Source organism: Specibacter cremeus (assembly GCF_003946885.1).
Classification (GTDB): Bacteria; Actinomycetota; Actinomycetes; order Actinomycetales; family Micrococcaceae; genus Specibacter; species Specibacter cremeus.
In genome coordinates, this window is record NZ_RWKQ01000045.1 from 18,199 (window position 1) to 41,058 (window position 22,860).

Consider the following 22,860-nt stretch of genomic DNA (forward strand, 5'->3'; position numbering starts at 1 on the left):
AGTTCAGGCCGCGGGTTCGGGTGTCACCTGGCGGCCGAACCCGAACGCGCCGTCGACGGTGCATTGCCGCGCGGCAAAGCGTGCGGCCCGCTTCATGGACCGGTGGATGAGCGAGGTGCCGGGCAGTATGTCTCGTCGCCAGCCGCCGTCGAGCATCTCGACGACGAACGCGGCGAGGTAGGCATCGCCGCACCCCATCGTATCGACGAACGTGCCGGCAACCGGGGCGGCCCTGGAATGGAAGAACTTCCTCCCGTCAAAGAGCACGGATCCCCGCTCGCCGAGTGTGCCCAGCACCAGTGCGGCGCCGTGGCTCCTGAAGCGGCGAAGCTCCGACCAGAGGCGTTGCTGGTCAAGCTCGCCGCACGAGACGAGCGCCAGGTCAATGGCTGGACAAACCTCGCCGAGGTAGTCGTCGGTGCGGAATTCTTCCTCGGTCGAGAAATCGAAGGAAACCAGGCCCCTCGTTTGGCGCAATGTTCGCAATTCCGGCTCGACGGCCGAGTAGACGCTGGAGTGCACGTGGTCAAACGTGGCGACGTAGTCGAGGCCGTGGAGGCGGACGGGGTCACTGGCCGTGACCCCGCCGCCGTTCCACCGGACGAACCGCCGATCGCCGGCGACGGTCTGGATTTCGGTGAGGCCATTGGGCCCGGGCCGGATCTCGCATTCGGCGGTGCCCACGCCGGCGGCCTCAATGCACGAGCGGACAAACCGGCCGGGCTCGTCGTCGCCGAACACACCCAGATAGGCGGCCTCGGCCCCCAGCTGCCGCGCGTAGACGGCAAAGTTGACACAGTTGCCCCCGGGATACTCAATACCCCGATCCACGAATCGATCGACAATGTTGTCCCCGAACCCGAGCACTCGCACGGGCACCTCCCCACCGTTGATTGTCCATTATTGTTGCCGCAGGTCCGTCGGGACGCTTGCTAGTACGCCACGACCCGGTAATACCGGCGGATGTCCAGCGAGTGGTCACGTGCCCGGGCCAGGTGCTTGCTGAACCGATCGACGACCGCGTCCGCGACGATGGGCGAGAGTAGGCCACGGAACTCCTCGCTGATGCCCGGCAACGCAAAGTCGCGGGTGTCCACAACGGTGACGAAATCGCTGTACTGCTCCGCAAAGGCCCGGGCCCGTTCCATCAGCGGCCGGGTTTCATCCTCGCCGATGAAGAGGATGAGGCTGGTGTCCTTCTCAATGAGTTCCAGCGAGCCGTGGAAGAACTCGGCCGCATGGACACGCGTCGTACGCAGCCACTGCATCTCCTCGAGTACGCACATGGAATACAGGTACGTGAAACCCCAGAGGTTCCCGGAGCCGACCAGGAAGTGGTAGTCGGTGGCCGCGTGGGCCTGTGCGAAAGCCTGGCCGCGGCCGTCGGCACTCTTGGCGACGGCAACAAGCGCGGCCGGCAAGGACTGGAGTTCCGTGGCGAGCTTCTCGTATCCCTCGAACTCCCCCCGCGCGGACAGGAACGCCGCCGAGAACAGCAGCAATTGGACATCGAAGGGCCACGCCTTCGGCTCGGACACGAGGGAAACCTCGACGGCGGCGGCAAAGGGGCTTTCCGCGTACCCGGTGAAGCCGACAGTCAGTGCACCCCTGTCGCGGGCGAATTCGATGGATTCCAGGATGTCCTCCGTGGTGCCCGAAACGGAGGCGAAGATGGCCACCGACGTCGGTCCGAAACCCGGATCCGCGGCGAGGATGAACTCCTTGCCGATTACCGCCCGCGCCGGGAATGTGGAACGGGTTTGGAAGAAGCGCTCGTAGGGGAGTACCGCGGCATGCGTGCCGCCGGCGCCAATGAAGTAGATGTTCTCGTAGCCGCCTCCCTGGATCCTGGCGACCAATTCCTCGATGGCCGGGCGCAGCGCCACGGTGCTGCTCGTCTGGGTGAAGAATTCATCTTCGTCAAAGTCAAGCAATTCTTTTCCTCTCGGTAAGTGATACCGACTGATACCGGTATCAACATGTCTCAAGTCTGACACGTCCGCAATTGGAAGGCAAGCACTTTTTGGGTGGTTTTCATTGATCGGTGCACGGTGAAAGCGGTGCCGGAGGCCACGATCCGTGGGCAAACGAACGAGGGCGGCCTCGGCACTGGCGTGTCCGAGGCCGCCCTCCGGCCTACATGTTTGGGCGTTGGCTACGCGTCAGCGGTCGAATCGCTCGGGCCGGAACGTGGCCAGCATGGGGTGCTTGGTCCCGGTCAGGATCTCCCCGGCGAGCAGTTCGCCGGCGATGAGGCCCAGGGTTGCACCGGAGTGGGTGAACGCGACGTGGCAGCCGGGGACCTTCTCAAGCTCTCCGAAGACCGGTTCGCCGTCGCCGGGGATGGGTTTGCGGCCGATCTTCCAACTGGCCGGCTTGAGCCCGGGATTGCCGGCGAGCAGTTTGCCGGCCTCGTCGGCCAGTTCCTGCACGACCTGCTCGGGGATGCTGAACGTGCCGTCCTCGTGTTCGGTGAACCGGTCCTCGTACCAGTCATGGTCGAGGGCCAGGGTGCTGCCGGGATTGGGGCGCACGGCGGCCCGGGGGGTATTCATCACGGCCGTGATGCCGTGGTTCACGGGCTCGGTGATGACGAGCATGGAGACGGGGGAGGCGTTGCCGATGCCCACCCCGAGCGGGGCCACCACCTCGGGCGTCGCGGCGCCGCAGGCGACCAGGACGGCGTCGGCGGTGTAGACCTGCCCGGCCGCTGTCGACACGCCGCTGGCTCGCCCGTCCGTGACGATGACGGCGGCCTTGCCGGCGTTGAGGACGAGTTCGCCGCCACGGGCCTTGAACTCGTCCATGAGGTAGTCGACCAGGTCGGGCAGGCTGACCCAGCCTTCGCCGGGATTGAAGATGGCCGCGGCCGGCACGGCCACGGGGGCGACGGCCGGAGCAACGACGGGGATCTCGGCGGGGGAGACGAGCTGGGAGTCGTACCCGTGCGCGGATTCGTAGTCGTGGCGGTGCCGGGTTTCGATCCCGGTGCTGTCGGTGCTCCAGTACAGGCCGCCACCGAACTGCAGCCAGTCGCGGGCCGGGTCGGAGGCAAAGAGCGTCCGGTACCTGTCGACGCCGGCCATGCGCAGGTTGTGGTAGGGCAGGGAGCGTTGCCCGGCGGAGTTCAGCCAGGACAGGGACCGGCCCGTCGCCTCGCTGGCCAATTCGGTCTCGGTGACCAGGGTGACGGTGGCGCCGTTGCGCAGCAGGTGGACGGCGGTGGACACGCCCATGATGCCGCCGCCGATGATGGCGACGTGCGTGGAGGCGGGAACGGAAGTCATGGTGATGCTCTCTTTCGTGGAAATTGGGCCAAGCGGCCCGTGGCGATGTGGCCGGGCCGGGATGGTCAGGGGTGGCGGTGGATGGCCTCGATGATCCTGAGTGTGGCCAGGGACTCTTCCGGATCGACGGGAAGGGGTCCCCCGTCGAGGACGGCGTCGGCGAGCAGCCGGTAGAACTCCGGATATGCGCCCCGTTCGGCCGGGACGGGAGTCGTCGCCCCGTCGACGCCGATCCGTCCCCAGGCGGCCTCGGGTTCAACGCCATAGTCCGGGTCGGCGGGTGTCAGGCCGGAGTCCAGCGCCGGTTCCTGCCCGTCGAGCCCCCATTTCGTGTATCCGGCCCGGGAACCGAGGACGTGGAACCGCGCACCCACCTGGGCGGCCCGGCCGTTCATCCAGAGCCGTGACCGGACGCCGGACGCGTGCCGGAGCGAGACGAACGCCTCCCGGTCTGCGTCGGCCGGCTCCCGGGTGTCGCGGTCCGTCTCGCCGTAGCTGCCGGTCACAGGCCCGAATAGGTCGATGGCCTGGTCGATCAGGTGCGCGCCAAGGTCGTGCAGGATGCCGCCGCCCTGGGCGATCGTTGCCTCATCGCGCCAGTTGCCGAACCCGTCCGGCCGCCACCACTCAAAACGAGACTCGAAGCTGCGCACCTCGCCGAGGTCGCCTTCGCGCAGGAGTCGTTTGAGGGTGAGGAAATCGGCGTCCCAGCGCCGGTTCTGGAACACCGTAAGGACCACGCCGGCACGCTCCGCCCGGGCGATCAACTCCTGGCCTTCGGTGCTGGTGGCGACGAACGGCTTGTCGACCACGACGTGCAGGCCGGCCTCGATCGCTGCGGCCGCAAGCTCGAAGTGGGTTGCCGGGGGCGTGCCGAGGATGACCACGTCAAAGTCGCCGGCCTGGGCCAGTAGCTCTCCGGGCCGGCCCAGGATCTGCGTGTTCGGGTACCTGTTCGCGGCCTGGCGGCGACGGTCCGGATCGCCGGTGACAATGGCCGCCAGACGGTAGCGCGGGTCCGCGGCGATCAATGGGGCGTGGAAGACGCGTCCGGAGATCCCATAGCCGACGACGGCGGCACGCAGCGGGGTCTGCGGGTCACGGTTGGTGGGGGTGGGCATCAGAGCACCTCCGACAGGAACCGCCGGAGGCGGTCGCTTTGGGGGTGGTCGAAGAGTTGGTCCGGTTTGCCGGCCTCGACGACCTCTCCCTCGTCCATGAACACGACCTGGTCGGCGACCCTGCGGGCGAAGCCCATCTCATGGGTCACCACGACCATGGTCATACCGCGGGCGGCCAGGCCGGCCATCAGGTTCAAGACGCCCTTGACCAGTTCGGGGTCCAGGGCGCTGGTCGCCTCGTCGAAGAGCATGACCTCGGGCTCCATGGCCAGGGCCCGTGCGATCGCGACGCGCTGTTGCTGGCCGCCGGAGAGGTCACGGGGGCGGTGGTCCGAGCGTTCGGCCAGGCCAACCTCGGCCAGTCGCGCCCGTGCCCGGGCGGTTGCCTCTGCCTTCGACAGGCCCTTGACCTTGCGCAGGGACAACGCCACGTTGTCCAGGGCCGTGTGGTCGGGGAAGAGGTTGAAGTGCTGGAAGACCATCCCGATCCGTCGGCGCAGGATGTCGGGTTTGATCCCGAGGGCGCTTTCGCCGGCCAACAGCACGTCCCCGCTCTTGGGCTCGTGGAGGCGGTTGATCCCGCGCAGCAACGTTGACTTGCCCGACCCGGACGGGCCGATGATGCAGGTCGTCGTGCCCGGGGCGATCGTCATGCTGACGTTGCGCAGGACCTCGATGTCGCCGTAGGCCATGGTCAGATCCCGGAGCTCGAGGCTGGACCCCCGGTAGGTGTCCAGGCCTGCGACGGGGGTGTGGGTGGTGGTGCTCATGTGTTGCTCCCGGGGGTCAGCGGCGTGGCCGCGTTCAGTTCGTTGACTTCGTTGAGCCCGCTGGTGGGCGCGGACGGGCGGCGGCGGCCGGTGCGGAACCGGTTGTCGAAGTAGTTCACCAGGTGGGTCAGCGGCACCGTGATGGCCAGGTAGAAGATGCCGGCCATGACGAGCGGGGACAGGTTGCCGGAGAGGACCGCGGCGTCCTGGCCGACCCGGAACAGTTCGCGCTCGCCCACCAGCAGGCCCAGGAAGTAGACCAGGGAGGAGTCCTTGACGATGGCGATGAACTGGTTGACCAGGGCGGGCAGGACGCGGCGGATACCCTGGGGGACGACCACGAGGGCCATGGCCTTGGCGTAGCTCATGCCCAGGGCGCGGCAGGCCTCAAGCTGGCCGCGGTCGACGCCCATGATGCCGGCGCGGAAGATCTCCCCGATATAGGAGCTGGCGATCAGGCTCAGCGCGATGATCCCGAGCGGGTAGGGGGAGGGGCCGAAGATGCTCTGGCTGAGCTTGGCGAAGCCCTGCCCAATGAGCAGGATCGTCAGGATGGCCGGCAGGCCGCGGAACAGGTCCGTGTAGATGCGGGCCGGGATGCGCAGCCAACGCGAGGGGGAGATGCCCATCACGGCCACGACCATGCCCAGCACCAGGCCGATGACGGTCGCGGAAATCGAGATGATGAGGGTGTTGAGCAGGCCGGTGCCGATGAGTTGCGGGAATACATCGGCCATGGCCTTGAAGTCGAAGAACGTGCGGGTGATCGTGTTGAGCCAGTCCATGGGTTGCTCTCAGGGATTAGGGGGCTTGGGTGCAGGGGCGCGCGGGCCGGCCGGTGGGTTTGGCCGGCCCGCGCGCTGCCACTACTTGGTGGGCGCGGCCGTGGCCGTCTGGTCGGCCTTGGGGAGGTACTGCTTGGGCATGGGCGAGCCGGGGAACCACTTCTGGTAGAGCGTCTTCCAGGTGCCGTCCGCCATGGCGGCGGCCAGGCCCTTGTTCAGGGCCGCGAGCAGGGCCGGCTTGTCCTTGGCGACGGCGAAGCCTGCCGGCGCGTCGAAGGAGGGGATGTCGGCGGCGCTGACGAGCCCGAACTGCTGCTCATATGTCTTGGCGGCCTCGTAGTCGAGGAAGTGCGCGTCGACGGTGCCGGCGTTGAGGGCCGCGATGGCCGTGTTGTTGTCGGGAAACCGGACCAGGTTGGCCGTGGGGAAGTTCTTCACGGCGTACGCCTCCTGGAGCGAGCCCTGGACCACGCCCAGGCGCTTGCCGGCCAGGCCGTTGACGTCCTTGATGCCGGAGTTCTTGGTCGTGATGACAGTCAGGTAGCCGGCCAGGTAGCCATTGGAGAAGTCGACCGTTTGCTTGCGCTTGTCGGTGATGCCGATCGCGGCCGCCCCGACGTCGAACTGGCCATTGGCGACGGCCGGCAGGATCGAGGAGAAGTCCTGGCCCGTGAAGACGACATTCTTGATGCCGGCACGGTGCGCGACATCGGTGAACAGTTGCACATCGAAGCCGGTGAAATTCCCTTGGGCGTCCGTGAATGTATAGGGCTTGGAATCGCCGACGCTGGCAACGCGGACAGTACCCGCCTGGATGAGGCCGTACGGGTTGTCGGCGGAGGTTGCCGACGACGCGCCGCCGCCGCAGGCGGACAGGGCGAGCACGGCCGCCAGGGCCGCACCGGCCAGGGCGGTGAAGCGGAGCTTGAGGGGTGTTTTCACTGCGTGTTCCAATCACGGGGTGGGGCGGCCGGCAACACGTGGGCCGGACCGGCAGGGCGGGGTCTCTAGTTGCGAAGTCCCTTGATGAGTCCGGTCTCAACCTGTAATATTGAGACCGGACTCACAGTGGTTGCTAGAACTGTAATGGATGCCACAAGGCGCGTCAATACCCCCATGAGAGGCAGGAATGAGCGAATCAACACCGAGGCGCCGTGACGTCACGGTCGCCGACGTCGCACGGGAAGCCCGCGTGTCCAAGGCCCAGGCCGCCCGGGCCCTTGGAGGATACGGCGCAGTCAGCGACGACGTCCGGGAGCGCGTCATGGCCGCCGCCGAGCATCTCAACTACCGCCCCAATGAACTCGCCAGGACCATGAACACGGGCAAGTCCAACACACTCGGGGTTGTCGTCGGCGACATCGAAAACCCGCACTTCGGCCTGGCCATGAGGGGTATTTCGGATGTCGCCAAGGCGGCTGGATTCGACGTCATCCTCATCAACACGAGCGAGGATGTCGCGGCGGAAGTCGATGCCGTGCGGGTGCTCTTGGACAAGCGCGTGGATGGGCTGATCGTCGCCCCGGCGTCCCGGGGTGACTCGGAACATCTCGGGCGCGTGCTCGAAGCCGGTCGGCCGCTGGTCCTCTTCGACCGGAAGGTGGACGGTCTCAATGTCGATGTGTTCGCCCCAGACATGACCGACGTCGCCAGGGAATCGACTGAACAACTGATCGCGGTTGGTCATCGGCGTATCGCCTTCATCTCCACGGTCGACGCCGAAGGACCGTATCGGGAGGGCATGCCGTTGGCGTCGTCACAGGTCGCCGAAAGGCTCCTGGGCATGCATCTGGCCTTCCGTCATGCTGGCCTGTGCCTCAATCGGGACCTGATACGTCTTGGCGCCGGCGATTCGGAGTCAATCGCGGCCATCACCGAGGAGGTCCTTGCCGACGGCGCCACAGCGATCGTGGCCTCGGACGGGCTGATTGCACTGTCCGTCATCGAGACAATTCAGCGACTTGGCCTGTCCATTCCGGACGATGTGTCGTTCCTGATGTACGACGACTTTGCCTGGACGAAGCTCACCAGCCCACCCCTGAGCGTGATCGCACAGCCCGTTTACGACATCGGCGCCGCCGCCGCCCGCGCCGTCATCCTGCGGATCCGCGGACAAGTGCCACGGACCAGTCCCGAGGAGCTCAAGGCGGTTCTGGTGGAACGGGGTTCCATCGGAGCGGCAACGGCAGGGGATAGGCAGGCCATGGGTGCATCAAGTGCACGCTGACCGCCCCGGGTCCAACTGGATGGTGCGCGGAACGTCAACCTCCGTGCATTAACATGCAAGTTCAACGCCTGCCGGGCTACCTATAGTTGAACCCACGCCGCACGGTGACGTGCGGCCATTGACGGAAGGAAGCCAGTGTGCGGAGCCAACAGCGAGTTGCCGGCGTGGACGCCCTGATCGACACCGCACCTGAGCTGCGCAGCATCACGGCGGCCGAGGCCGGGGACCTGGTCCGGGCCGCACTGCCGGCCTATGGCATCGATCCCGGCAGCGTGACGCTGGAACTGGTCAAGCACCGGGAGAACTTCGTCTACCGGCTGGACGCGGCGGGCCGGTCGCTGGCCGTCCGCCTGCACCGGCCCGGGCTTCGGGACGACGCCGCGATCGGTGCGGAGATGGCGTTCCTGGCCGCCGCCGCCGAGCGGGGGATGCCCGTGCCGCGGGCCCTCGCAACCACGGATGGGCGGCTCTTCGTCAGCACCACGGACAGCCTGGGCCGGGCCGGCCAGATCGACATCCAGGCGTGGATCGAGAACGCCGCACCGCTCGGGGCGATCGACGACGGGCTCTCCGGCACCAGCACCCTGGAGCCGGAGCAGTTTCACGCCGTGGGCGTCGCGATCGCCGAACTCCACGACCTGGCGCGGGAACTCGGCCCCGCTGCCGGTGCCGGGCGCGGTGCCTGGGATGCCGCGGGACTGACCGGGCCGGCCCCGCTCTGGGGCGACCCGCTGGCCTTGCACGCCCTCGATGCCCCCGGACGGGCGTTGCTGCGCCGGGCCCTGGACGCGGCCGGCGCCGAACTCGAGTCATTCGGCACGGCGGCCGACCGATACGGTGCCATCCACGCCGACTTCACCCCGGAGAACGTGCTTGCCGGCGAGGACGGGCTGCGGGTCATCGACTTCGACGACTTCGGCCCCGGCTATTACCTGTTCGACCTTGTCACCGCGCTGTTCTTCTACCAGCCGCACCCGCGGTACGCCGAGTACACGGACGCCCTGCTGGCCGGGTACCGGTCGGTGCGGGAGCTGGACCCCGCGCATCTGGAGCTGTGGCCTGCCCTGCGCCTCGCCCGGGGCGCCAGCTACCTGGGCTGGGCCGCCGCCCGGGAGGGGCAGCCGGACGCCGACTTCATCGCCGATCACGTGCTGCCGCTGGTCCTCGACATCGCCGCCACCTATCTGAAGGAACCCACCGTGCCACAGACTTCCGACGCCGCTTCCCTGCTTGCCCGCCGCCAGGCCACGGTTGGCACGTACTCGCCCCTGTTCTACCGCGAGCCGCTGGCGTTGGCCTCCGCCCGGGGCGTGTGGATCACCGCCACCGACGGCCGGCGCTACCTGGACGCCTACAACAACGTCCCGCACGTGGGCCATTGCCATCCGCGCGTCGTCGAGGCCGCCCGCGCCCAGGCGCTCACCCTGAACCTGCACAGCCGCTACCTCAACGAGCCCATGGTCTCCTATGCCGAGAAGCTGCTGGCGCTGTTCCCCGAGGGGCTGGACAAGGTCTTCTTCACGAACTCCGGCTCGGAGTCCAACGAACTCGCCCTGCGCATCGCCCGCCAGCACACCGGGGCCCGCGGTGTGCTGGTCAGCGACTTCAGCTACCACGGCAACACCACCTCCCTGGCCGAACTGACCACGGGGCTGACCACGCGGGAGGGACTGGGCGCCCACGTGCGCCCGATCCGCATCCCGGACCTGGAGCACGCGGACGGCCGCGCTGAGGAGGAGTTGACCGCCGCGGCGCTCGGGCAGGTCGACGCGGCGATCGCCTCGCTACAGGACGAGGGACACGGGCTTTCGGCCGTCCTGTTTGACCCGCTGTTCTCCACCGAAGGCCTGCCCAGGGTTCCCCGCGGCTATGTGCGGGGGCTGGTCGATCGCGTGCACGCGGCCGGCGGCCTGGTCATCGCCGACGAGGTGCAGTCCGGCTTCGGGCGCTCCGGGGACGCCATGTGGGGCTTTGCCCTGCATGGCATCACCCCGGACCTGGTGACGCTGGGCAAGCCCATGGGCAACGGCCACCCGCTGGGCGGCGTGGTGACCACCGACGCCCTGCTCGATGAGTTCGGCTCCCACAACATGTACTTCAACACGTTCGCGGGGAACCCGGTTTCGGCCGCTACAGGGGAGGCCGTGCTGGACATCATGGCCGAGGAGGGGCTGCTCGAGAACGCCGCCGCACTCGGCCCCCTGATCCAGAACCGGCTGCGGGAGATCGCCGACGAATCGCCGATCGCCGGCCCCGTCAAGGGTCGGGGCCTGTTCTTCGGCGTGGAGATCACCGACGACGACGGCGCGCCGTCGGCCGCGAACGCGACGGCCGTCGTCGAACACATGAAGGCGCATGGCGTGCTGGTCAGCCGGATCGGCCGGGACGACAACGTGCTCAAGATGCGCCCGCCGATGGTCATCGAACAGGCGCACGTGGATCAGGTGCTGGCCGCCTTCGCCGGCGCCTTGGCCGCCGTGGGGCGGTAGACCTCTCAGGCGTGTGCCCGCTTCGGCAGGGTCTGGCCGCGGAAGAAATGCGGCCGGCGGATGCGCCACACGATCATCAGGATTACGCCCAGCACCAGGCCGCCGATCCCGACGACCGCCTCCGCGCCGAGGCCGAAGATCGTCACGTTGTTGCCGTTCGCGTCGACCAGCCAGTTGGGTTGGGCGAAGTTGTACAGGCCGTAGATGAAGACGGCGGTCAGCATGAGCGCCCCGGCCAGCGGGAACAGGCCGCGCATGATGAAGTGCCGGACGGAATCCGTCAGGGTCCTCCGGTAGTACCAGGCGCAGGTGTAGCCGGTGAGCCCGTAGTAGAACGCGATCATCAGGCCGATGGAGCCGATCAGGGCCAGCAGCAGCGACGGGCTGATGAACGTGAAGATGAGGTAGAACACGGCGGAGACGATGCCCATGCCGATGGTGGACCACGTGGGTGTCAGGAACCTCGGGTGCATGCGGGCGAATTGCTCCGGGATGGCCTTGTGGGCGGCCATCGACAGCGACGTGCGCGCGGTGGGCAGGATCGTTGTCTGCGTTGACGCGGACGCGGAGGTGAGAATGGAGAAGCCCAGCAGCGTCATCAGGATCGACCCGACCACGCCGCCGCCGAACAGGGTGGGGCCGATGGCGGAGAACACGTCGGCCGAGTTGTTCGGGTTGGCCAGCCCGATGCCCTTGTCGCCGACGCCGGCAAAGGCGACGGTCGCGATCGTCACCAGCACGTAGGTCGCCAGCAGGAGAAGGGTGCTGATCACGGCCGCACGCCCGGGCGTCTTGTCCGGATCCTTCGTCTCCTCATTGATGGACACGGCCGTGTCCCACCCCCAGTAGATGAAGATGCCGGTCAGCATGGCCGGGGCGATGGTCTGGCCGAAGTCGAGCGTGAACGGATTCAGCCAATCCCAGGACGGCATCAACGAGTACGATTCGGCGTTGCCGGAGTAGACCCGCACCAGGGCGAACGCGGCGAAGAAGAGCAGGATGATGACCTCGAACGACAACAGGAAATACTGCAAGCGCGCCGAGATCTCGATGCCCCGGTAACAGATCCAGGTCATCAAGGCGATCCAGGCCAGGCCGGCGATCGTGGTCGCCAGCACGTTGCCGGCCAGGTCGGCGACCGCGGGGAGCCCGAACCCGCCGACGAACGTGAACGAGTACGCCCCGGCGATCTGCGCGAGGTTGGACATGACGATGACGTCGGCGATGATGATGCCCCAACCGCCCATCCATCCCGCGACGGGACCGAACGCCCGTGACGCCCAGGTGAAGGTGGTGCCGCAGTCGGCCTCGGCCTTGTTGAGTTCGGCGTAGGCGACGGCGATCAGGTACATGGGTATGAACGCGAGCAGCACGATGCCCGGTGCCTTGACCCCGGCCACCAAGCTGCCGCCCACGACGATGAAGCCCAGGCTGGCGGCCAAGCTGTAGGCCGGCGCCGTCGACGCCACCCCCACGACGACGCTGGAGACGAGGCCGAGGGCCCCGCCCTTCAAGCCCTTGCCGCTGACCTCGTGGGTCTCGGCGGAAACGGAGCTGGTCACTGTGTCTCCCAACGGAAGAGCCGGCGGTGCCGGCATGCCTGGAGTCAAACCTCTCCACCCAGCGACGAGCGGCCTGGCCGTGTGAAATTGTGCGTTGCAAAGGCTGCTTGCAAACTAGGAAAATGATCCCGCCGTGCCCCCCGTCACCGCAAGGGGGTCGGCGCAACTGCCGGTCGAAGCCGGAACGCGACCGTTGCGTCCTCCTGGACCGCGGATTCCAGGTAGTTCACGAGCAGGCGGACGGCCCGCCGTCCCGGTCCCTCCGCATCGGCGGATTCCACGTAGTTGACGCGTGGGTCGCGGATCGCCTGTTCCGAGGTGGCGGCCGAGGAGAGCAGCACGTCGTCGGGGATGCCCAGCTCGAGCGCCCTGGCCGCGCTGATGATGGCGCCGGAGTAGCTCTCGTTGAGGCAGTACACGGCCTCTGGCCGGTCCGTGGCGAGGATCCGGCGGGCAACTTCGGTGACCGCGCCGCCCGGTTCGAGCGCGGTGACTCGCGCGTCGACGGCGTTGGCCGCGCACCAGGATGAGAACGCCGCCTCGGTGTCCGCCGTGTACCGGTCGATGATGGATCCCGTGAAGAGGGCGGCGCTGCCGAGGGGGCGGCCGGTGCGGGTGTGGTGCTGTTGCGCGGTGAGGTCGAGGATGTCGTGCACGTACCGTTCGACGTCGCCACGGACCACCATCTGCTTGTCGGCGCGCCGTCCTCCGACGAAGCCGCCGTCGGCAACCAACGGGATGCCGCGGGCGGCGCAATGGTCAACAATGGCGTCGTTGTCGAGAGGGTCGACGACGATGGCGCCGTCTAGCTGCGCGATCGACTCCGCGAGGTTGCCCGGCTTGGGTGAGGCGGCGACCACGGAGTAGCCGTGGTCCATGGCCTCGATCGCGGCATCGGAGATGATGCCGCGGTAGTAGGGGAGGTACGTCTCCTGCCAAACCGGCGAGTCGCGGTAGCTGACCAGGACGCCAAGTATCCGGGTCTGTCCCGTCCGCAGCGCACGCCCGGACGGGTTGGGCTGGTATCCGAGGCCCTCGCCCACGGCCAGGACCTTTTTCCGCGTTGCCGCCGCGACCTCACCCTTGTTGTTGTAGGCGAGGGACACGGTGGCCGTCGACACGCCGGCGGCCACCGCGACGTCCTTGATGCGGACACGTGGCGACTCTGGGCCGGCTTCCCCGGGTTCCTTCATGTGGTGGAAATCTCTCCCTCGTGTGATCCAGTTGACACGATCCTAGTGTCTTCTCATAGAATCCTATGCGAACTACTTAAATCGATTTAGGTAGCCATCGAAAGGACTCAACCATGCGACTCGCTCGAACCGTGGCCGTGACCGGCGCCCTGGCACTCGCCCTTGGTCTGGCCGCCTGCAGCTCCGGCGGCAATGGCGCCGCTTCCGCCAACGGGAATCCCTCCTCCTACGGCGATTGCGCGGTGACCGGGGCCGCCGGCACCCACAAGCTCGACCTGATCAAGGACGGAACCATCACCGTCAAGGCGGACCTCCCGTCGCCCGGCTGGTACAACGGCGACACCGTGGAGAGCATTCGCAGCGGCTTTGACTTCTGCCTGCTCGCCAACATCGCCCACCGGGCGGGCGTCACCAACATCGTGCTGCAGAACTCGTCCTTCGACGGTCTTGTCGCCGGCAAGGCGGGCGCCTTCGACATGTCGCTCAACCAGATCACGATCACCGACGAGCGCAAGAAGGTCATGGACTTCTCCGACCCGTACTTCCAGTCCACCGCCGGCGTGCTGGTCAAGAAGGACTCCGCCCTCACCGAGAGCACGCTTGCCGGTTCTTCGATCGGCGTGAAGCAGGGCACCGTCGGCCAGATGCTCGTCACGGACGTGATCAAGCCCAAAACAGCCCCCGCCGTATTCCCCGGCGACGCCGAGCAGCAGGCGGCCGTCGCGGCGGGCAGGATCGACGCCGGCATCCAGGACCTGAGCATCGTGCTGGGAGCGGCCGCGCAGTCCGGGGGAGCCTTGAAGGTCGTCGGCCAGATCCCCACGGATGAACACTACGGCGTCATGTTCCCCAAGGGCTCGAAGAACGTTGCAACGGTCAACGAGATCCTGACGGAGCTGCGCAAGGACGGAACCCTCGACAAGCTCAGCTCCACCTACCTCACGCAGGCCTACGGCGTCGACCCGGCCGCCATCCCGGTTTGGAGCATCAAGTGACGCAGCTGCTCTCCCCGGCGCCCTCGGCCCGCGAACGGGGAACCGCCGCGAAACCGGCGGACGCCACCAACACCGTCCTGCTCGCCGCGACCATCGTCTTCCTGCTGGCTGCCAGCCTCTGCGTGTACACGGCGATCCTGTTGGTGAGCGCCGCCAAACCGGGCCTGTGGACGGCAGTGCTGGCCGCCGTCGCACTTCTGCTCATCCTGCTGGGACTGGCCACGGCCATTCCACTGGTCCGCGGCTACCGTGCCGCGCGGGCGGGGGCCGCGGCCCTGGCCTCCGGGGACGTGGTCAGCGGCCGCCGGCTCCGGTTCAGGGGAGCGAACTCGGCGTGGATCACCCTCGGATCGTCGCTGCCGGTCAGCATCGTGAGCGTCTTCGTGCTGTTCCTGCTGGCGAACAACCATGCCGTGCAATCCACGTTCTTTGACGTGTCCTTCATGGCCAAGAGCCTCGGCGCCGTGTCGAAGGCCTTCACCGTCAACATCATCATCGCCGTCATCGCCGAGGTGTTCGTGCTGGTCTTCGGGCTGGTCATCGCCATCGCCCGGATGGCCCCCGGACAGGCGGGCCGGCCCATCCGCTGGCTTGCCACGACCTACGTGGACGTGTTCCGCGCGGTCCCCTCGATCATCGTGATCTACCTGGTCGGGTTCGGGCTGCCGCTGGCCAATGTGCCCATCCTGAGCGGGATGAGCCCCATGTGGGCGGCCATCTTCGCCCTCACCCTGACCTACAGCGCCTACGTGGCCGAGGTCTATCGGGCCGGCATCTCCAGCATCCACTGGTCGCAGGTTTCGGCCGCCCGGTCCCTGGGGCTCAGCCACGGCAAGACCCTGCGCTTCGTCATCATCCCGCAGGCGTTCCGGCGGGTGAGCCCCCCGCTGCTCAACGACTTCATCGGCCTGCAGAAGGACACCGCACTGGTGACGATCATCGGCACGGTGGACGCCTTCACCCAGGCCAAGACGTATGCGAGCAACTATTTCAACCTGTCCTCCGTCACCGTCGTGGCGATTCTCTTCATCCTGATCACGATCCCGCAGACCCGGTTCGTTGACCGGCTCTTGGAGCGAGACGAGAAGAAGCAAAGGCTGCAAGGATAATCATGCCCTTTCTTGAACTGAACAACGTCGTCAAGTCCTATGGCGAGAACACCGTCCTGCGCGGCATCGACCTGCACGTCGACAAGCACGAGGTCGTCTGCCTCATCGGTGCCTCGGGGTGCGGCAAATCCACGCTGCTGCGTTGCGTGAATGCCCTGGAAAGCATCAACGACGGCGACATCCGCCTGGAGGACGACGTCGTCTCCGGCGAGGGGGTCGACGTCAACGCGCTGCGGCGCAAGGTCGGGATCGTCTTCCAGAGTTTCAATCTCTTCCCGCACATGAGCGTGCTGGGCAACGTGACGCTCTCGCCCATCCGGGTGCTCGGCGTGTCCAGGGCGGACGCGGAGGAGCAGGCGCTCGCACTGCTCAAGCGGGTCGGGCTCGACCACAAGGCGGGCGCGTTCCCCGACCAGCTATCGGGCGGCCAGCAGCAGCGCGTGGCGATCGTGCGTGCGCTGGCCATGAACCCGGACGTCCTGCTGCTGGACGAGATCACCTCGGCACTGGACCCAGAACTGGTGGCCGAAGTCCTCAACATAGTCCGCGACCTGGCCAACGACGGCCTGACCATCCTCATGGCCACGCACGAGATGTCATTCGCCCGGGAAGTATCAAGCCGGGTGGCCTTCCTGCATGAGGGACAAGTCCTCGAGATCGGCCCGCCCGAGCAGATCTTCGGCAACCCGGCGCAGGAGCGGACCAAGGAATTCCTCAAGAAAATCATCGAAGCAGGGAGGCTCTAGCGTGGCGATCGCCGCCGAAGAGGCAAAACTCAACGTCCTCATCGTCGAACACGAACGGACCGCCGACGTCGCACTGGTCGGCGAACGCCTCGCCAGGGCGGGTGTGCGGACCCGGCTGGTGGGGCCAGAGACCGGCAGCGAGGTGCCGGCCTCGAGCGCGGGATTCGACGGAATCATCGTCCTCGGCGGCTCGCCGGGCCCCGTGGACGACGACCGCGCCCCGTGGCTGCCGGGCGTGCGCACGCTCATCCAGGACGCGCTCCTGCACAACGTGCCGCTGCTCGGGATCTGCCTCGGAGCGCAGCTGCTGGCGCACGTCGCCGGCGGGACCGTGGACACCATTGCCGCCGGTCCGGAGGTGGGACTCGTTGACATGCGCCTGACCGACGACGGCGTCGCGGACCCGCTGCTCGGCGGAATCGGCGGCCCGCTGCAGGCCCTCCAGTGGCACTGGCTCGAGGTGACCTCGCTGCCCGCAGGGTCCGTTTCATTGTGCGCCAGTGACGGGTGCCGCAACCAGGCGTTCCGGGTCGGCCCGAACGCGTGGGGTGTGCAGTTCCACCTGGAGGCGGTCGAACGCACGGCCCGCCAGTGGAGCCTGGAGAGTGGTGACACGCTCGCCGGACTCGGCATCGACCCCGAAACCGCCATCATCGCCCGCTTCGTCGAAGCAGAGCCCGCACTGCGGGAACGGTGGTCGCTGGTGGCGGACAGATGGATCGACGTCGTCAGGGACCACGCCCGCGTCTGCGCGTAGGCGAGAATCCAGGTGGTGCCGGTTTCCAACGTGTCGTGGGCCGGTGACGCGCCCCGCCACCGCCGTTCGTTTCCCCAGATAATGCAGGTTTCCGGGTGTGAAACCTGCATTATCTGGGGACTTGAGCCAGGGTGTGCGGCATCTGGTGCGTCGCGGCCCCCGGAAGTCGGGAACGCCGCGACGGTGACGCGACGTATGGCCACGGCGTCGCCGTCGTGCTCGGGGCGCAGCGTCACCGGACGCACGCTACGCGGCACTGTTTTCGCCGGCGCGCCGCACCTTCTCCTTGAGGAAGACCAGTGGCAGGATCCAGCCGCCCAGGGCCGTGATGAGCCAGACGATCAGTGTGCCGAGAATCCATGCCGTGACACCCGCGATGGAAAGGCCACCCGGGAAAAGCGAGGCAATCAGCAAGGCCACGAACGTGGAGACCAGGCCGATCCCGCCCAGCATTGCCGGAGCGTATTTGCGCGCCATCGTGAAAATGAACGGCGCGAGGACGGACTGGGCAATGGCGAATACCACGATGGCCGTGACGAACCCGCCCACCCGCAGGCGGAATCCGTCGAGAACCCAAGACGCGACCAGCAGGCCGAGGGCCGCCGAGGCGAGGAAAATACCGGCGCGGATCAGTAGTCGGATCATGTGCCGATCCTACTGCGTGCCTTTCGAATGGGCGGGGCCATCACGGGAACGTTCGACGCCGGGCGGCCGGTCGGGCGGCGATGCCGCGGAACGCGCGTTCCATGCCGGCGTCGAAGGCGACCAAGATGACGGAGTCCGGGACGTCGGCCCGCCACGCGGACAGCGCCTCCGACGCGGCCTGCGCGACGTCGACGGGCGACCACCCATACGCGCCGCCGCCGATCGCCGGGAACGCGACCGTGGCGGCGCCGAGCCCGCGGGCCACCGCAAGGCTCCGGGTGAAGCAGGAACGCAGCACGGCGGCGTCCGTTTGTCCCGCGTGCCGGTCGGGGCCGACCGTGTGGATCACCCACCGGGCGGGCAGGTTCCCGGCACCGGTGGCCACGGCATCCCCGGCCGGCAGCCCGTCCGGGAACCGGTGCCGCCGCAACTCGCGGCACTCGGCCAGCAAATCGGGGCCGGCGGCCGCATGGATCGCCCCGTCCACGCCACCGCCGCCGAGCAGGGACGAATTGGCCGCATTGACAATCGCATCAACCTGCAATGCCGTGATATCGCCGCGCATGACCGAAATGTGCATGCCGGGGCCTCCTTGGTGCCGTGCTCGCAGGCCCCCTGTTTTGCCCAGTGGGTGCCGTCTGAGTCCACGGTAGCGGTCAAATGCACGCCGGAGGCGGCCGCCTCTGCCATTATTGGCAGGTGGGCAATCATGTGGGCGGCGGCCAGGCGGCAGGGGAGAAGCTTGTGGAGGCAACGAATCGCATGGGCGCGAGGCTGGGTGTGGCCTGGCTGCGGCTGGCCTTCGCCGCGCTGACCGTGGCGGCCATCGCCGCAACGTACCAGCACTCCATGACCGCGTCCGGCCGCCTGCCGAACGTGTTCAACTTCTTCGGGTACTTCACCATCCAGTCCAACATCTTCATCCTCCTCGCCTTGGCGTGGGCCGGCCTCGAGGGCCTGCGCCGTGTCCGCGTCGGTGCACTCGGCACCGAGTTCCGGGCCGCCGCGACGACGTACATCATGGTGACCGGAATCGTCTATGCGACGCTGCTGGCGCCACTCGGCGACGTTGGCGGGGCCCCCGTCCCGTGGGCGAACACCGTGCTGCACATCGTGCTGCCGATCTACGCCCCACTCGACTGGATCCTGTTCGCCGACCGGCCCCGGCTGCTGTTCCGCCGCTTGCCGACGGTGCTGATCTACCCGGCCGTGTGGCTGGTGGTGGTGCTGATCCGCGGCGCCACCGACGGCTGGGTGCCGTACCCGTTCCTTGACCCGTCCAATGGGTATGGTGCCGTGGCCATCACCTGCGCCGTCATTGTCGCCGTCGGACTCGTTTTCGGCGCGCTGGTCTACCTGCTGAGCCGGCTGCGCCTGGTCCGCATCGGGTAGCGGTCCGGGCCGGCGCACTATTCGAGGTGCTCCGCGAGGAATTCGAGCGTTTGCCCCCAGGCGATCTGGGCCTGCGCGGGCCGGTACGTGATCGGGTTCGTGTCGTTGAAGAACGCGTGGCCGGCACCGTCGAAGCTCGCGGCCGTGAAATCGACGCCGGCACGCGTCAACTGGGCGTCCAGCGCCGGCAGCCCGGCCCTGAGCCTGGCGTCCTCGACCCCGTAGAACGCCAGGATCGGACAGTGAATGGCCGACGCCTCCTCGTCCGTGTACCCGGCCTGCCCGTAGAACGGGACCGCGGCGGCCAGGCGTGGTTCGGCGGCCGCCAGCGCGTAGGCGTAGGTGCCGCCGAAACAGAAACCGACGACGGCGGTGCGCCCGTCGCCCTCGGGCGTCGCCGCCAGCTCGTCGAACACGGAGGACAGGGCGGCCGTGACCCGCGCCGCCGTCTCCGGCGCCTGCAACGGCGCCGTTGCCTCCCGCATGAGCGGTTGGGCCTCGGTCCGGCGCGCCTCGTCGGCCAACGCCGCCCCAAGGTCCGCGAGCGCGGCCGGGTCCAGCCCCGCCGGGGTCAGCAGGTCGGGGGCCACGGCTACGTAGCCGGCCGCCGCGAACCTGTCCGCCACGTCCCTGATGTGGTCCACGAGCCCCCACACCTCGTGGATGACGATGACCGTGCCGCGAATATCGCCGTCCGGTTCGGCCCGGTAGGCGTCGATGCTGCCGTTGACCTTGATCATGGTTCCCATGAGCCCACCCTGCCACCGCCGGCCGCGGGCGGACAAGGGCGCGCTAACTCGCTCCGATCTCGGTGCGCACGGCGAACAGCTCCGGGAAGAACGTCAGGTCCAGGGCGCGTCTGAGGAACCCGACGCCGCTGGAGCCGCCGGTGCCCCGCTTGAATCCGATGGTGCGCTGGACGGTGCGCAGGTGCCGGAACCGCCAGCCCTGGAACAGGTCCTCCACGTCCACCAGGTCCTCGCACGCCTGGTACAGGCTCCATACGGTGTCCTCCGATTCGTAGATCTGCGCGAAGATGGGCACGAGCGCCGGCCGGAACGTCCACGGTTCGCTGGCGTCGCGCTCGAGGATCTCGCGCGGCACGGGGTAGCCGGCCCGCGCCAGCAGGCGCAGGAATGCGTCGTACACGGTCGGCTCCGCGAGCACGCCGGCGAGCAGGGCGTGCTCGGCCGGGTTGGCGTCGAACACCTTCAACATGCCGCGGTGCTTGTTGCCGAGGATGAACTCCACGGCCCGGTACTGGCAGGACTGGAATCCGGACGCGGACCCCAGAGAGCCACGGAACTGGGCGTACTCGCGCGGCGTCAACGTCGCCAGCACGCTCCACTGCTCGGTCAGCACGCGCAGGATCGCCTTGACCCGGGCCAGGCACTTGAGCGCCTGCCCCAACTCGTCGGCGTCCATCAGGCGCCGCGCCTCCACCAGCTCGTGCAGCACGAGTTTCAGCCACAACTCGCTGGTCTGGTGCTGGATGATGAACAGCATCTCGTCGTGGTGCTCCGGCATGCTGACCGGGTGCTGGGCCGCCAACAGGCGGTCGAGGTCCAGGTACGACCCGTAGGACATCCTGTCACGGAAGTCCGTCTGCACGGTGTCCTCGATGGCGCGGATGTTGGCGGCCGTGCCGCCGGACTCGTTGCGTTCGGTGGGTTCGTTGCTCATGCTTGAACCCTACGACGGCCCGGCGGGCGCGTACACGCGCGCCCGCCGGGCCCCGACCCCACGAGGAGTACGCATGGACACCCCGCCGGCCAACCTGCTCCACTATGGCGCCGCGGCCGCGCAGGTTGTCGAGATCCGCGCGCCGCGGCCGGACCCGGTCGGCCTGGCCGTGCTCGTCCACGGCGGGTACTGGCGCTGCCGGTGGACGGCCGAGCTGATGGACCCGCTGGCCGCCGACCTGCACGCCCGCGGCTGGGCCGTCGCCAACGTCGAATACCGCAGCGTCGGCAATGGCGGGGGCTGGCCGGCCACGCTCACCGACGTCCGCGGTGCCATCACGGCGGTCGTGGCACGGCGGCCGGAGCTGGCCCGCGGTCCGGTCGTCGGCGTCGGCCATTCCGCCGGAGGCCAGCTGGCGCTGCTGTGCGCGGACCTGCTGGACGCGGTCGTCGGCCTGGCGCCGGTCACCGATGTGGTACGGGTCGACGATGAGAGGATCGACGACGACGCGGCACTCGGATTCATGGGTGCCCGCGCTGCGCAGCGTCCGGCCGAGTATGCCCGGGCCTCGCCCATTCGCCGGCTGCCGCTGGGCCGGCCCCTGCTCGTCATCCAGGGCGACGACGACATCTGGTTGCCGGCGGACCACTCCCGGGCGTTTGCCGCGGCCGCGCGGCAGGCCGGGGACAGCCTTGACTACCGAGCCGTCCCGGGACTGGACCACATGGGCGCCATCGACCCGACGCGCCCGCACNTGGCCGGCCGCCGCCGCCTGGATGGCCCGGCAACCTCCCCGACCTCGATAGCGCCTACCGGCCTCCCCGAACTCGCTCCGCTCGCTCGGGGCCCCTCGGCCGATAGGCTTGGCCCATGGACAACAACCCCCCTCTGGTGCCCGTGGAGCTGGCGCCGCTCGAGGACGCCGCGACCGTGGTGCTGCTGCGCGACGGCACCGCCGGGCTGGAGGTCCTCATGCTCGAGCGGCCCGGCCATGGCTCGTTCGCCGGGGCGTGGGTGTTCCCCGGCGGCAAGGTGGACCCGGCCGACCGGGCCGCCGACCTTGTCGCCGAACCCGACGCGGCCCTCGCGGCCGCCCGCACGGCCGCGGCCCGGGAACTGGCCGAGGAGACGGGCCAGCACGTGCCCACCTCGGCCTTGGTGCACCTGTCGAACTNGGACGCCCATGCGCCGGCTCGATCGGCGCTTCCGCACCTGGTATTTCGTCGCGGCGGCGAGCGGGTCCGCCGTCGTCCTCAATTCCGGCGAGCATGAGGCTGCCGCGTGGCTGGCGCCCGCCCGCGCACTGGCCCGGCACGCCGCCGGCGACATGCTGCTCGTCCCGCCCACCTGGGTCACGCTGCACCACCTGGCCGGCAGCGCCACCGTGGCCCGGGCGCTGGCCGCCGCGGCGGCCGGGCCGGTCGTGGACTACCTCAGCTACCAGTTGACGGACGACGTCGGCCCGCACGGCCGGCGTGAGCGCGCGGTCGTCGTGTGGGCCGGGGACGAGGCGTACCCGCCCGGGGGCCGGCAGGCGCCCGCGGGAGGCCGCCACCGGCTCGACACCAGCGCGCTGCCATGGACATTCGAGTGGTCCCCGGCGCACGATTGACCGCATGGACTACATCCGTGATCCGCGTGTCGACGCCTATCTCGCCGGGCTGCCGGCGTGGCAGCGGCAGGTCTGCGCGCAGGTCCGCGACCTGGTCCACGAGGCCGACCCGGACGTGGTCGAGACCATCAAGCGCACCGTCCAGCCCTACTTCGTGTTGGACGGGAACGTCTGTGCGCTGCTCGCGGCGAAGGACCATGTGAACGTCTTCCTGTACGACGGGGCGATCGTGCCCGATCCGGAGGGCATCATCACGGGCGGGCAGGGGAACACGACCGCCCGGACCGTCGCCGTGTACCAGGGTGAGCCGGTGAACGCCGCGGCGCTGTCGGACATGTTCCGCCGGATCATCGCCAACAACCGGGCCGGCGGCTGGCGCAAGCTCAAGGGCTGAGCCGCCGGTGCTAGGACGGTGCTGAACAATGTGGGTGGCTTGAGGCGCGCCTGCTGGACTTCGCCGCCTGGTCGTTAAGACTGGATACATGCA

The 22,860-nt window shown here is 68.3% G+C and carries 23 protein-coding genes and 1 pseudogene; 11 read left to right on the top strand and 13 right to left on the bottom strand.

The genetic code is table 11. The annotated features are described in order from the left end of the window. Positions 1-3: 3 nt before the first annotated feature. The 7 genes from EJC77_RS15915 to EJC77_RS15945 all read right to left on the bottom strand — a co-directional run bounded on the left by EJC77_RS15915 (position 4) and on the right by EJC77_RS15945 (position 6,905). Positions 4-831 carry a PfkB family carbohydrate kinase gene (locus tag EJC77_RS15915; RefSeq protein ID WP_240630299.1) on the bottom strand — a complete coding sequence of 276 codons (828 nt, stop codon included), beginning with the start codon at positions 829-831 and terminating at the stop codon, positions 4-6. Between the two features lie 101 nt (positions 832-932). Further along, positions 933-1,934 (bottom strand): SIS domain-containing protein, encoded by a 1,002-nt coding sequence (locus tag EJC77_RS15920; RefSeq protein WP_125614796.1) that lies wholly within the window; start codon positions 1,932-1,934, stop codon positions 933-935. A gap of 228 nt (positions 1,935-2,162) precedes the next feature. Beyond that, the gene (locus EJC77_RS15925; protein WP_125614799.1) at positions 2,163-3,287 is read right to left on the bottom strand and encodes an NAD(P)/FAD-dependent oxidoreductase; all 1,125 of its coding nucleotides are present in this window, start codon (positions 3,285-3,287) and stop codon (positions 2,163-2,165) included. 65 nt (positions 3,288-3,352) lie between these two features. Beyond that, a complete protein-coding gene (locus tag EJC77_RS15930) occupies positions 3,353-4,408 on the bottom strand; it encodes a Gfo/Idh/MocA family protein (RefSeq protein WP_125614802.1) in 1,056 nt (351 codons plus the stop codon). Further along, complete coding sequence (locus tag EJC77_RS15935; RefSeq protein ID WP_125614805.1) at positions 4,408-5,178, bottom strand: amino acid ABC transporter ATP-binding protein; 771 nt, start codon at positions 5,176-5,178, stop codon at positions 4,408-4,410. The genes EJC77_RS15930 and EJC77_RS15935 overlap by 1 nt, the downstream gene beginning before the upstream one ends. Next, positions 5,175-5,963 carry an amino acid ABC transporter permease gene (locus tag EJC77_RS15940; protein ID WP_125614808.1) on the bottom strand — a complete coding sequence of 263 codons (789 nt, stop codon included), beginning with the start codon at positions 5,961-5,963 and terminating at the stop codon, positions 5,175-5,177. Before EJC77_RS15940 ends, EJC77_RS15935 begins: the two co-directional genes overlap by 4 nt. A gap of 81 nt (positions 5,964-6,044) precedes the next feature. Beyond that, positions 6,045-6,905 carry an ABC transporter substrate-binding protein gene (locus EJC77_RS15945; RefSeq protein ID WP_420820329.1) on the bottom strand — a complete coding sequence of 287 codons (861 nt, stop codon included), beginning with the start codon at positions 6,903-6,905 and terminating at the stop codon, positions 6,045-6,047. Between the two features lie 187 nt (positions 6,906-7,092). Here EJC77_RS15945 and EJC77_RS15950 point away from each other — a divergent pair, with 187 nt between their 5' ends. Both EJC77_RS15950 and EJC77_RS15955 read left to right on the top strand, forming a co-directional pair. Further along, positions 7,093-8,190 carry a LacI family DNA-binding transcriptional regulator gene (locus tag EJC77_RS15950; protein WP_125614813.1) on the top strand — a complete coding sequence of 366 codons (1,098 nt, stop codon included), beginning with the start codon at positions 7,093-7,095 and terminating at the stop codon, positions 8,188-8,190. 137 nt (positions 8,191-8,327) lie between these two features. Continuing rightward, positions 8,328-10,679 (top strand): aminotransferase class III-fold pyridoxal phosphate-dependent enzyme, encoded by a 2,352-nt coding sequence (locus tag EJC77_RS15955; RefSeq protein ID WP_125614816.1) that lies wholly within the window; start codon positions 8,328-8,330, stop codon positions 10,677-10,679. Between the two features lie 5 nt (positions 10,680-10,684). Here EJC77_RS15955 and EJC77_RS15960 read toward each other — a convergent pair whose 3' ends face one another. After that, positions 10,685-12,241, bottom strand: coding sequence for an APC family permease (locus EJC77_RS15960; RefSeq protein WP_205787406.1), 1,557 nt, complete (start codon positions 12,239-12,241; stop codon positions 10,685-10,687). Positions 12,242-12,384: 143 nt separating this feature from the next. Beyond that, the gene (locus tag EJC77_RS15965; protein WP_125614822.1) at positions 12,385-13,434 is read right to left on the bottom strand and encodes a LacI family DNA-binding transcriptional regulator; all 1,050 of its coding nucleotides are present in this window, start codon (positions 13,432-13,434) and stop codon (positions 12,385-12,387) included. Positions 13,435-13,547: 113 nt separating this feature from the next. Between EJC77_RS15965 and EJC77_RS15970 the strand changes: the two genes are divergently transcribed. The 4 genes from EJC77_RS15970 to EJC77_RS15985 are packed head-to-tail and all read left to right on the top strand — an operon-like array spanning position 13,548 to position 17,041. Then, a complete protein-coding gene (locus tag EJC77_RS15970) occupies positions 13,548-14,429 on the top strand; it encodes an ABC transporter substrate-binding protein (RefSeq protein WP_125614824.1) in 882 nt (293 codons plus the stop codon). Next, positions 14,426-15,538, top strand: a complete 1,113-nt coding sequence (locus tag EJC77_RS20785; RefSeq protein WP_205787408.1) for an amino acid ABC transporter permease — start codon at positions 14,426-14,428, stop codon at positions 15,536-15,538. Before EJC77_RS15970 ends, EJC77_RS20785 begins: the two co-directional genes overlap by 4 nt. 2 nt (positions 15,539-15,540) lie before the next feature. After that, positions 15,541-16,284 (top strand): amino acid ABC transporter ATP-binding protein, encoded by a 744-nt coding sequence (locus tag EJC77_RS15980; RefSeq protein WP_125614827.1) that lies wholly within the window; start codon positions 15,541-15,543, stop codon positions 16,282-16,284. Position 16,285: 1 nt separating this feature from the next. After that, a complete protein-coding gene (locus EJC77_RS15985) occupies positions 16,286-17,041 on the top strand; it encodes a type 1 glutamine amidotransferase (RefSeq protein ID WP_164520454.1) in 756 nt (251 codons plus the stop codon). A 246-nt stretch (positions 17,042-17,287) separates the two neighbouring features. On the opposite strand, the gene EJC77_RS15990 is transcribed toward EJC77_RS15985, so the two are convergent. Both EJC77_RS15990 and EJC77_RS15995 read right to left on the bottom strand, forming a co-directional pair. Then, positions 17,288-17,686 carry a phage holin family protein gene (locus EJC77_RS15990; RefSeq protein ID WP_125614833.1) on the bottom strand — a complete coding sequence of 133 codons (399 nt, stop codon included), beginning with the start codon at positions 17,684-17,686 and terminating at the stop codon, positions 17,288-17,290. A gap of 40 nt (positions 17,687-17,726) precedes the next feature. Next, a complete protein-coding gene (locus tag EJC77_RS15995; RefSeq protein WP_125614836.1) occupies positions 17,727-18,266 on the bottom strand; it encodes an O-acetyl-ADP-ribose deacetylase in 540 nt (179 codons plus the stop codon). 119 nt (positions 18,267-18,385) lie between these two features. Here EJC77_RS15995 and EJC77_RS16000 point away from each other — a divergent pair, with 119 nt between their 5' ends. Next, complete coding sequence (locus EJC77_RS16000; protein WP_240630300.1) at positions 18,386-19,078, top strand: Pr6Pr family membrane protein; 693 nt, start codon at positions 18,386-18,388, stop codon at positions 19,076-19,078. 17 nt (positions 19,079-19,095) lie between these two features. Here EJC77_RS16000 and EJC77_RS16005 read toward each other — a convergent pair whose 3' ends face one another. Together EJC77_RS16005 and kynA are read right to left on the bottom strand one after the other, a co-directional pair. After that, positions 19,096-19,827, bottom strand: a complete 732-nt coding sequence (locus EJC77_RS16005; RefSeq protein WP_125614839.1) for a dienelactone hydrolase family protein — start codon at positions 19,825-19,827, stop codon at positions 19,096-19,098. A 43-nt stretch (positions 19,828-19,870) separates the two neighbouring features. Then, positions 19,871-20,761 (bottom strand): tryptophan 2,3-dioxygenase, encoded by an 891-nt coding sequence (gene kynA / locus EJC77_RS16010; RefSeq protein ID WP_125614842.1) that lies wholly within the window; start codon positions 20,759-20,761, stop codon positions 19,871-19,873. Between the two features lie 73 nt (positions 20,762-20,834). Here kynA and EJC77_RS21170 point away from each other — a divergent pair. The 4 genes and pseudogenes from EJC77_RS21170 to EJC77_RS16025 all read left to right on the top strand — a co-directional run. Then, positions 20,835-21,434 (top strand): annotated as a pseudogene (locus tag EJC77_RS21170) (alpha/beta hydrolase family protein); the annotation flags it as partial. Between the two features lie 197 nt (positions 21,435-21,631). Beyond that, positions 21,632-22,033, top strand: a complete 402-nt coding sequence (locus EJC77_RS16020) for an NUDIX domain-containing protein (protein ID WP_125614862.1) — start codon at positions 21,632-21,634, stop codon at positions 22,031-22,033. Then, complete coding sequence (locus EJC77_RS20460; protein WP_164520453.1) at positions 21,945-22,373, top strand: NUDIX hydrolase; 429 nt, start codon at positions 21,945-21,947, stop codon at positions 22,371-22,373. The genes EJC77_RS16020 and EJC77_RS20460 overlap by 89 nt, the downstream gene beginning before the upstream one ends. 4 nt (positions 22,374-22,377) lie before the next feature. Next, positions 22,378-22,767: a DUF1801 domain-containing protein gene (locus EJC77_RS16025; protein ID WP_125614845.1), complete on the top strand. Its 390-nt coding sequence runs from the start codon at positions 22,378-22,380 to the stop codon at positions 22,765-22,767. Positions 22,768-22,860: the final 93 nt, after the last annotated feature.

Bases quoted from the DNA above. Each gene is read 5' to 3' on its own strand.
- kynA (WP_125614842.1), bottom strand. From the start codon at position 20,761: ATGAGCAACGAACCCACCGAACGCAACGAGTCCGGCGGCACGGCCGCC.
- EJC77_RS15925 (WP_125614799.1), bottom strand. From the start codon at position 3,287: ATGACTTCCGTTCCCGCCTCCACGCACGTCGCCATCATCGGCGGCGGC.
- EJC77_RS15965 (WP_125614822.1), bottom strand. From the start codon at position 13,434: ATGAAGGAACCCGGGGAAGCCGGCCCAGAGTCGCCACGTGTCCGCATC.
- EJC77_RS16005 (WP_125614839.1), bottom strand. From the start codon at position 19,827: ATGGGAACCATGATCAAGGTCAACGGCAGCATCGACGCCTACCGGGCC.
- EJC77_RS15950 (WP_125614813.1), top strand. From the start codon at position 7,093: ATGAGCGAATCAACACCGAGGCGCCGTGACGTCACGGTCGCCGACGTC.
- EJC77_RS15930 (WP_125614802.1), bottom strand. From the start codon at position 4,408: ATGCCCACCCCCACCAACCGTGACCCGCAGACCCCGCTGCGTGCCGCC.
- EJC77_RS20460 (WP_164520453.1), top strand. From the start codon at position 21,945: ATGCGCCGGCTCGATCGGCGCTTCCGCACCTGGTATTTCGTCGCGGCG.
- EJC77_RS15970 (WP_125614824.1), top strand. From the start codon at position 13,548: ATGCGACTCGCTCGAACCGTGGCCGTGACCGGCGCCCTGGCACTCGCC.
- EJC77_RS15995 (WP_125614836.1), bottom strand. From the start codon at position 18,266: ATGCACATTTCGGTCATGCGCGGCGATATCACGGCATTGCAGGTTGAT.
- EJC77_RS15935 (WP_125614805.1), bottom strand. From the start codon at position 5,178: ATGAGCACCACCACCCACACCCCCGTCGCAGGCCTGGACACCTACCGG.
- EJC77_RS16025 (WP_125614845.1), top strand. From the start codon at position 22,378: ATGGACTACATCCGTGATCCGCGTGTCGACGCCTATCTCGCCGGGCTG.
- EJC77_RS15990 (WP_125614833.1), bottom strand. From the start codon at position 17,686: ATGATCCGACTACTGATCCGCGCCGGTATTTTCCTCGCCTCGGCGGCC.
- EJC77_RS15980 (WP_125614827.1), top strand. From the start codon at position 15,541: ATGCCCTTTCTTGAACTGAACAACGTCGTCAAGTCCTATGGCGAGAAC.
- EJC77_RS15940 (WP_125614808.1), bottom strand. From the start codon at position 5,963: ATGGACTGGCTCAACACGATCACCCGCACGTTCTTCGACTTCAAGGCC.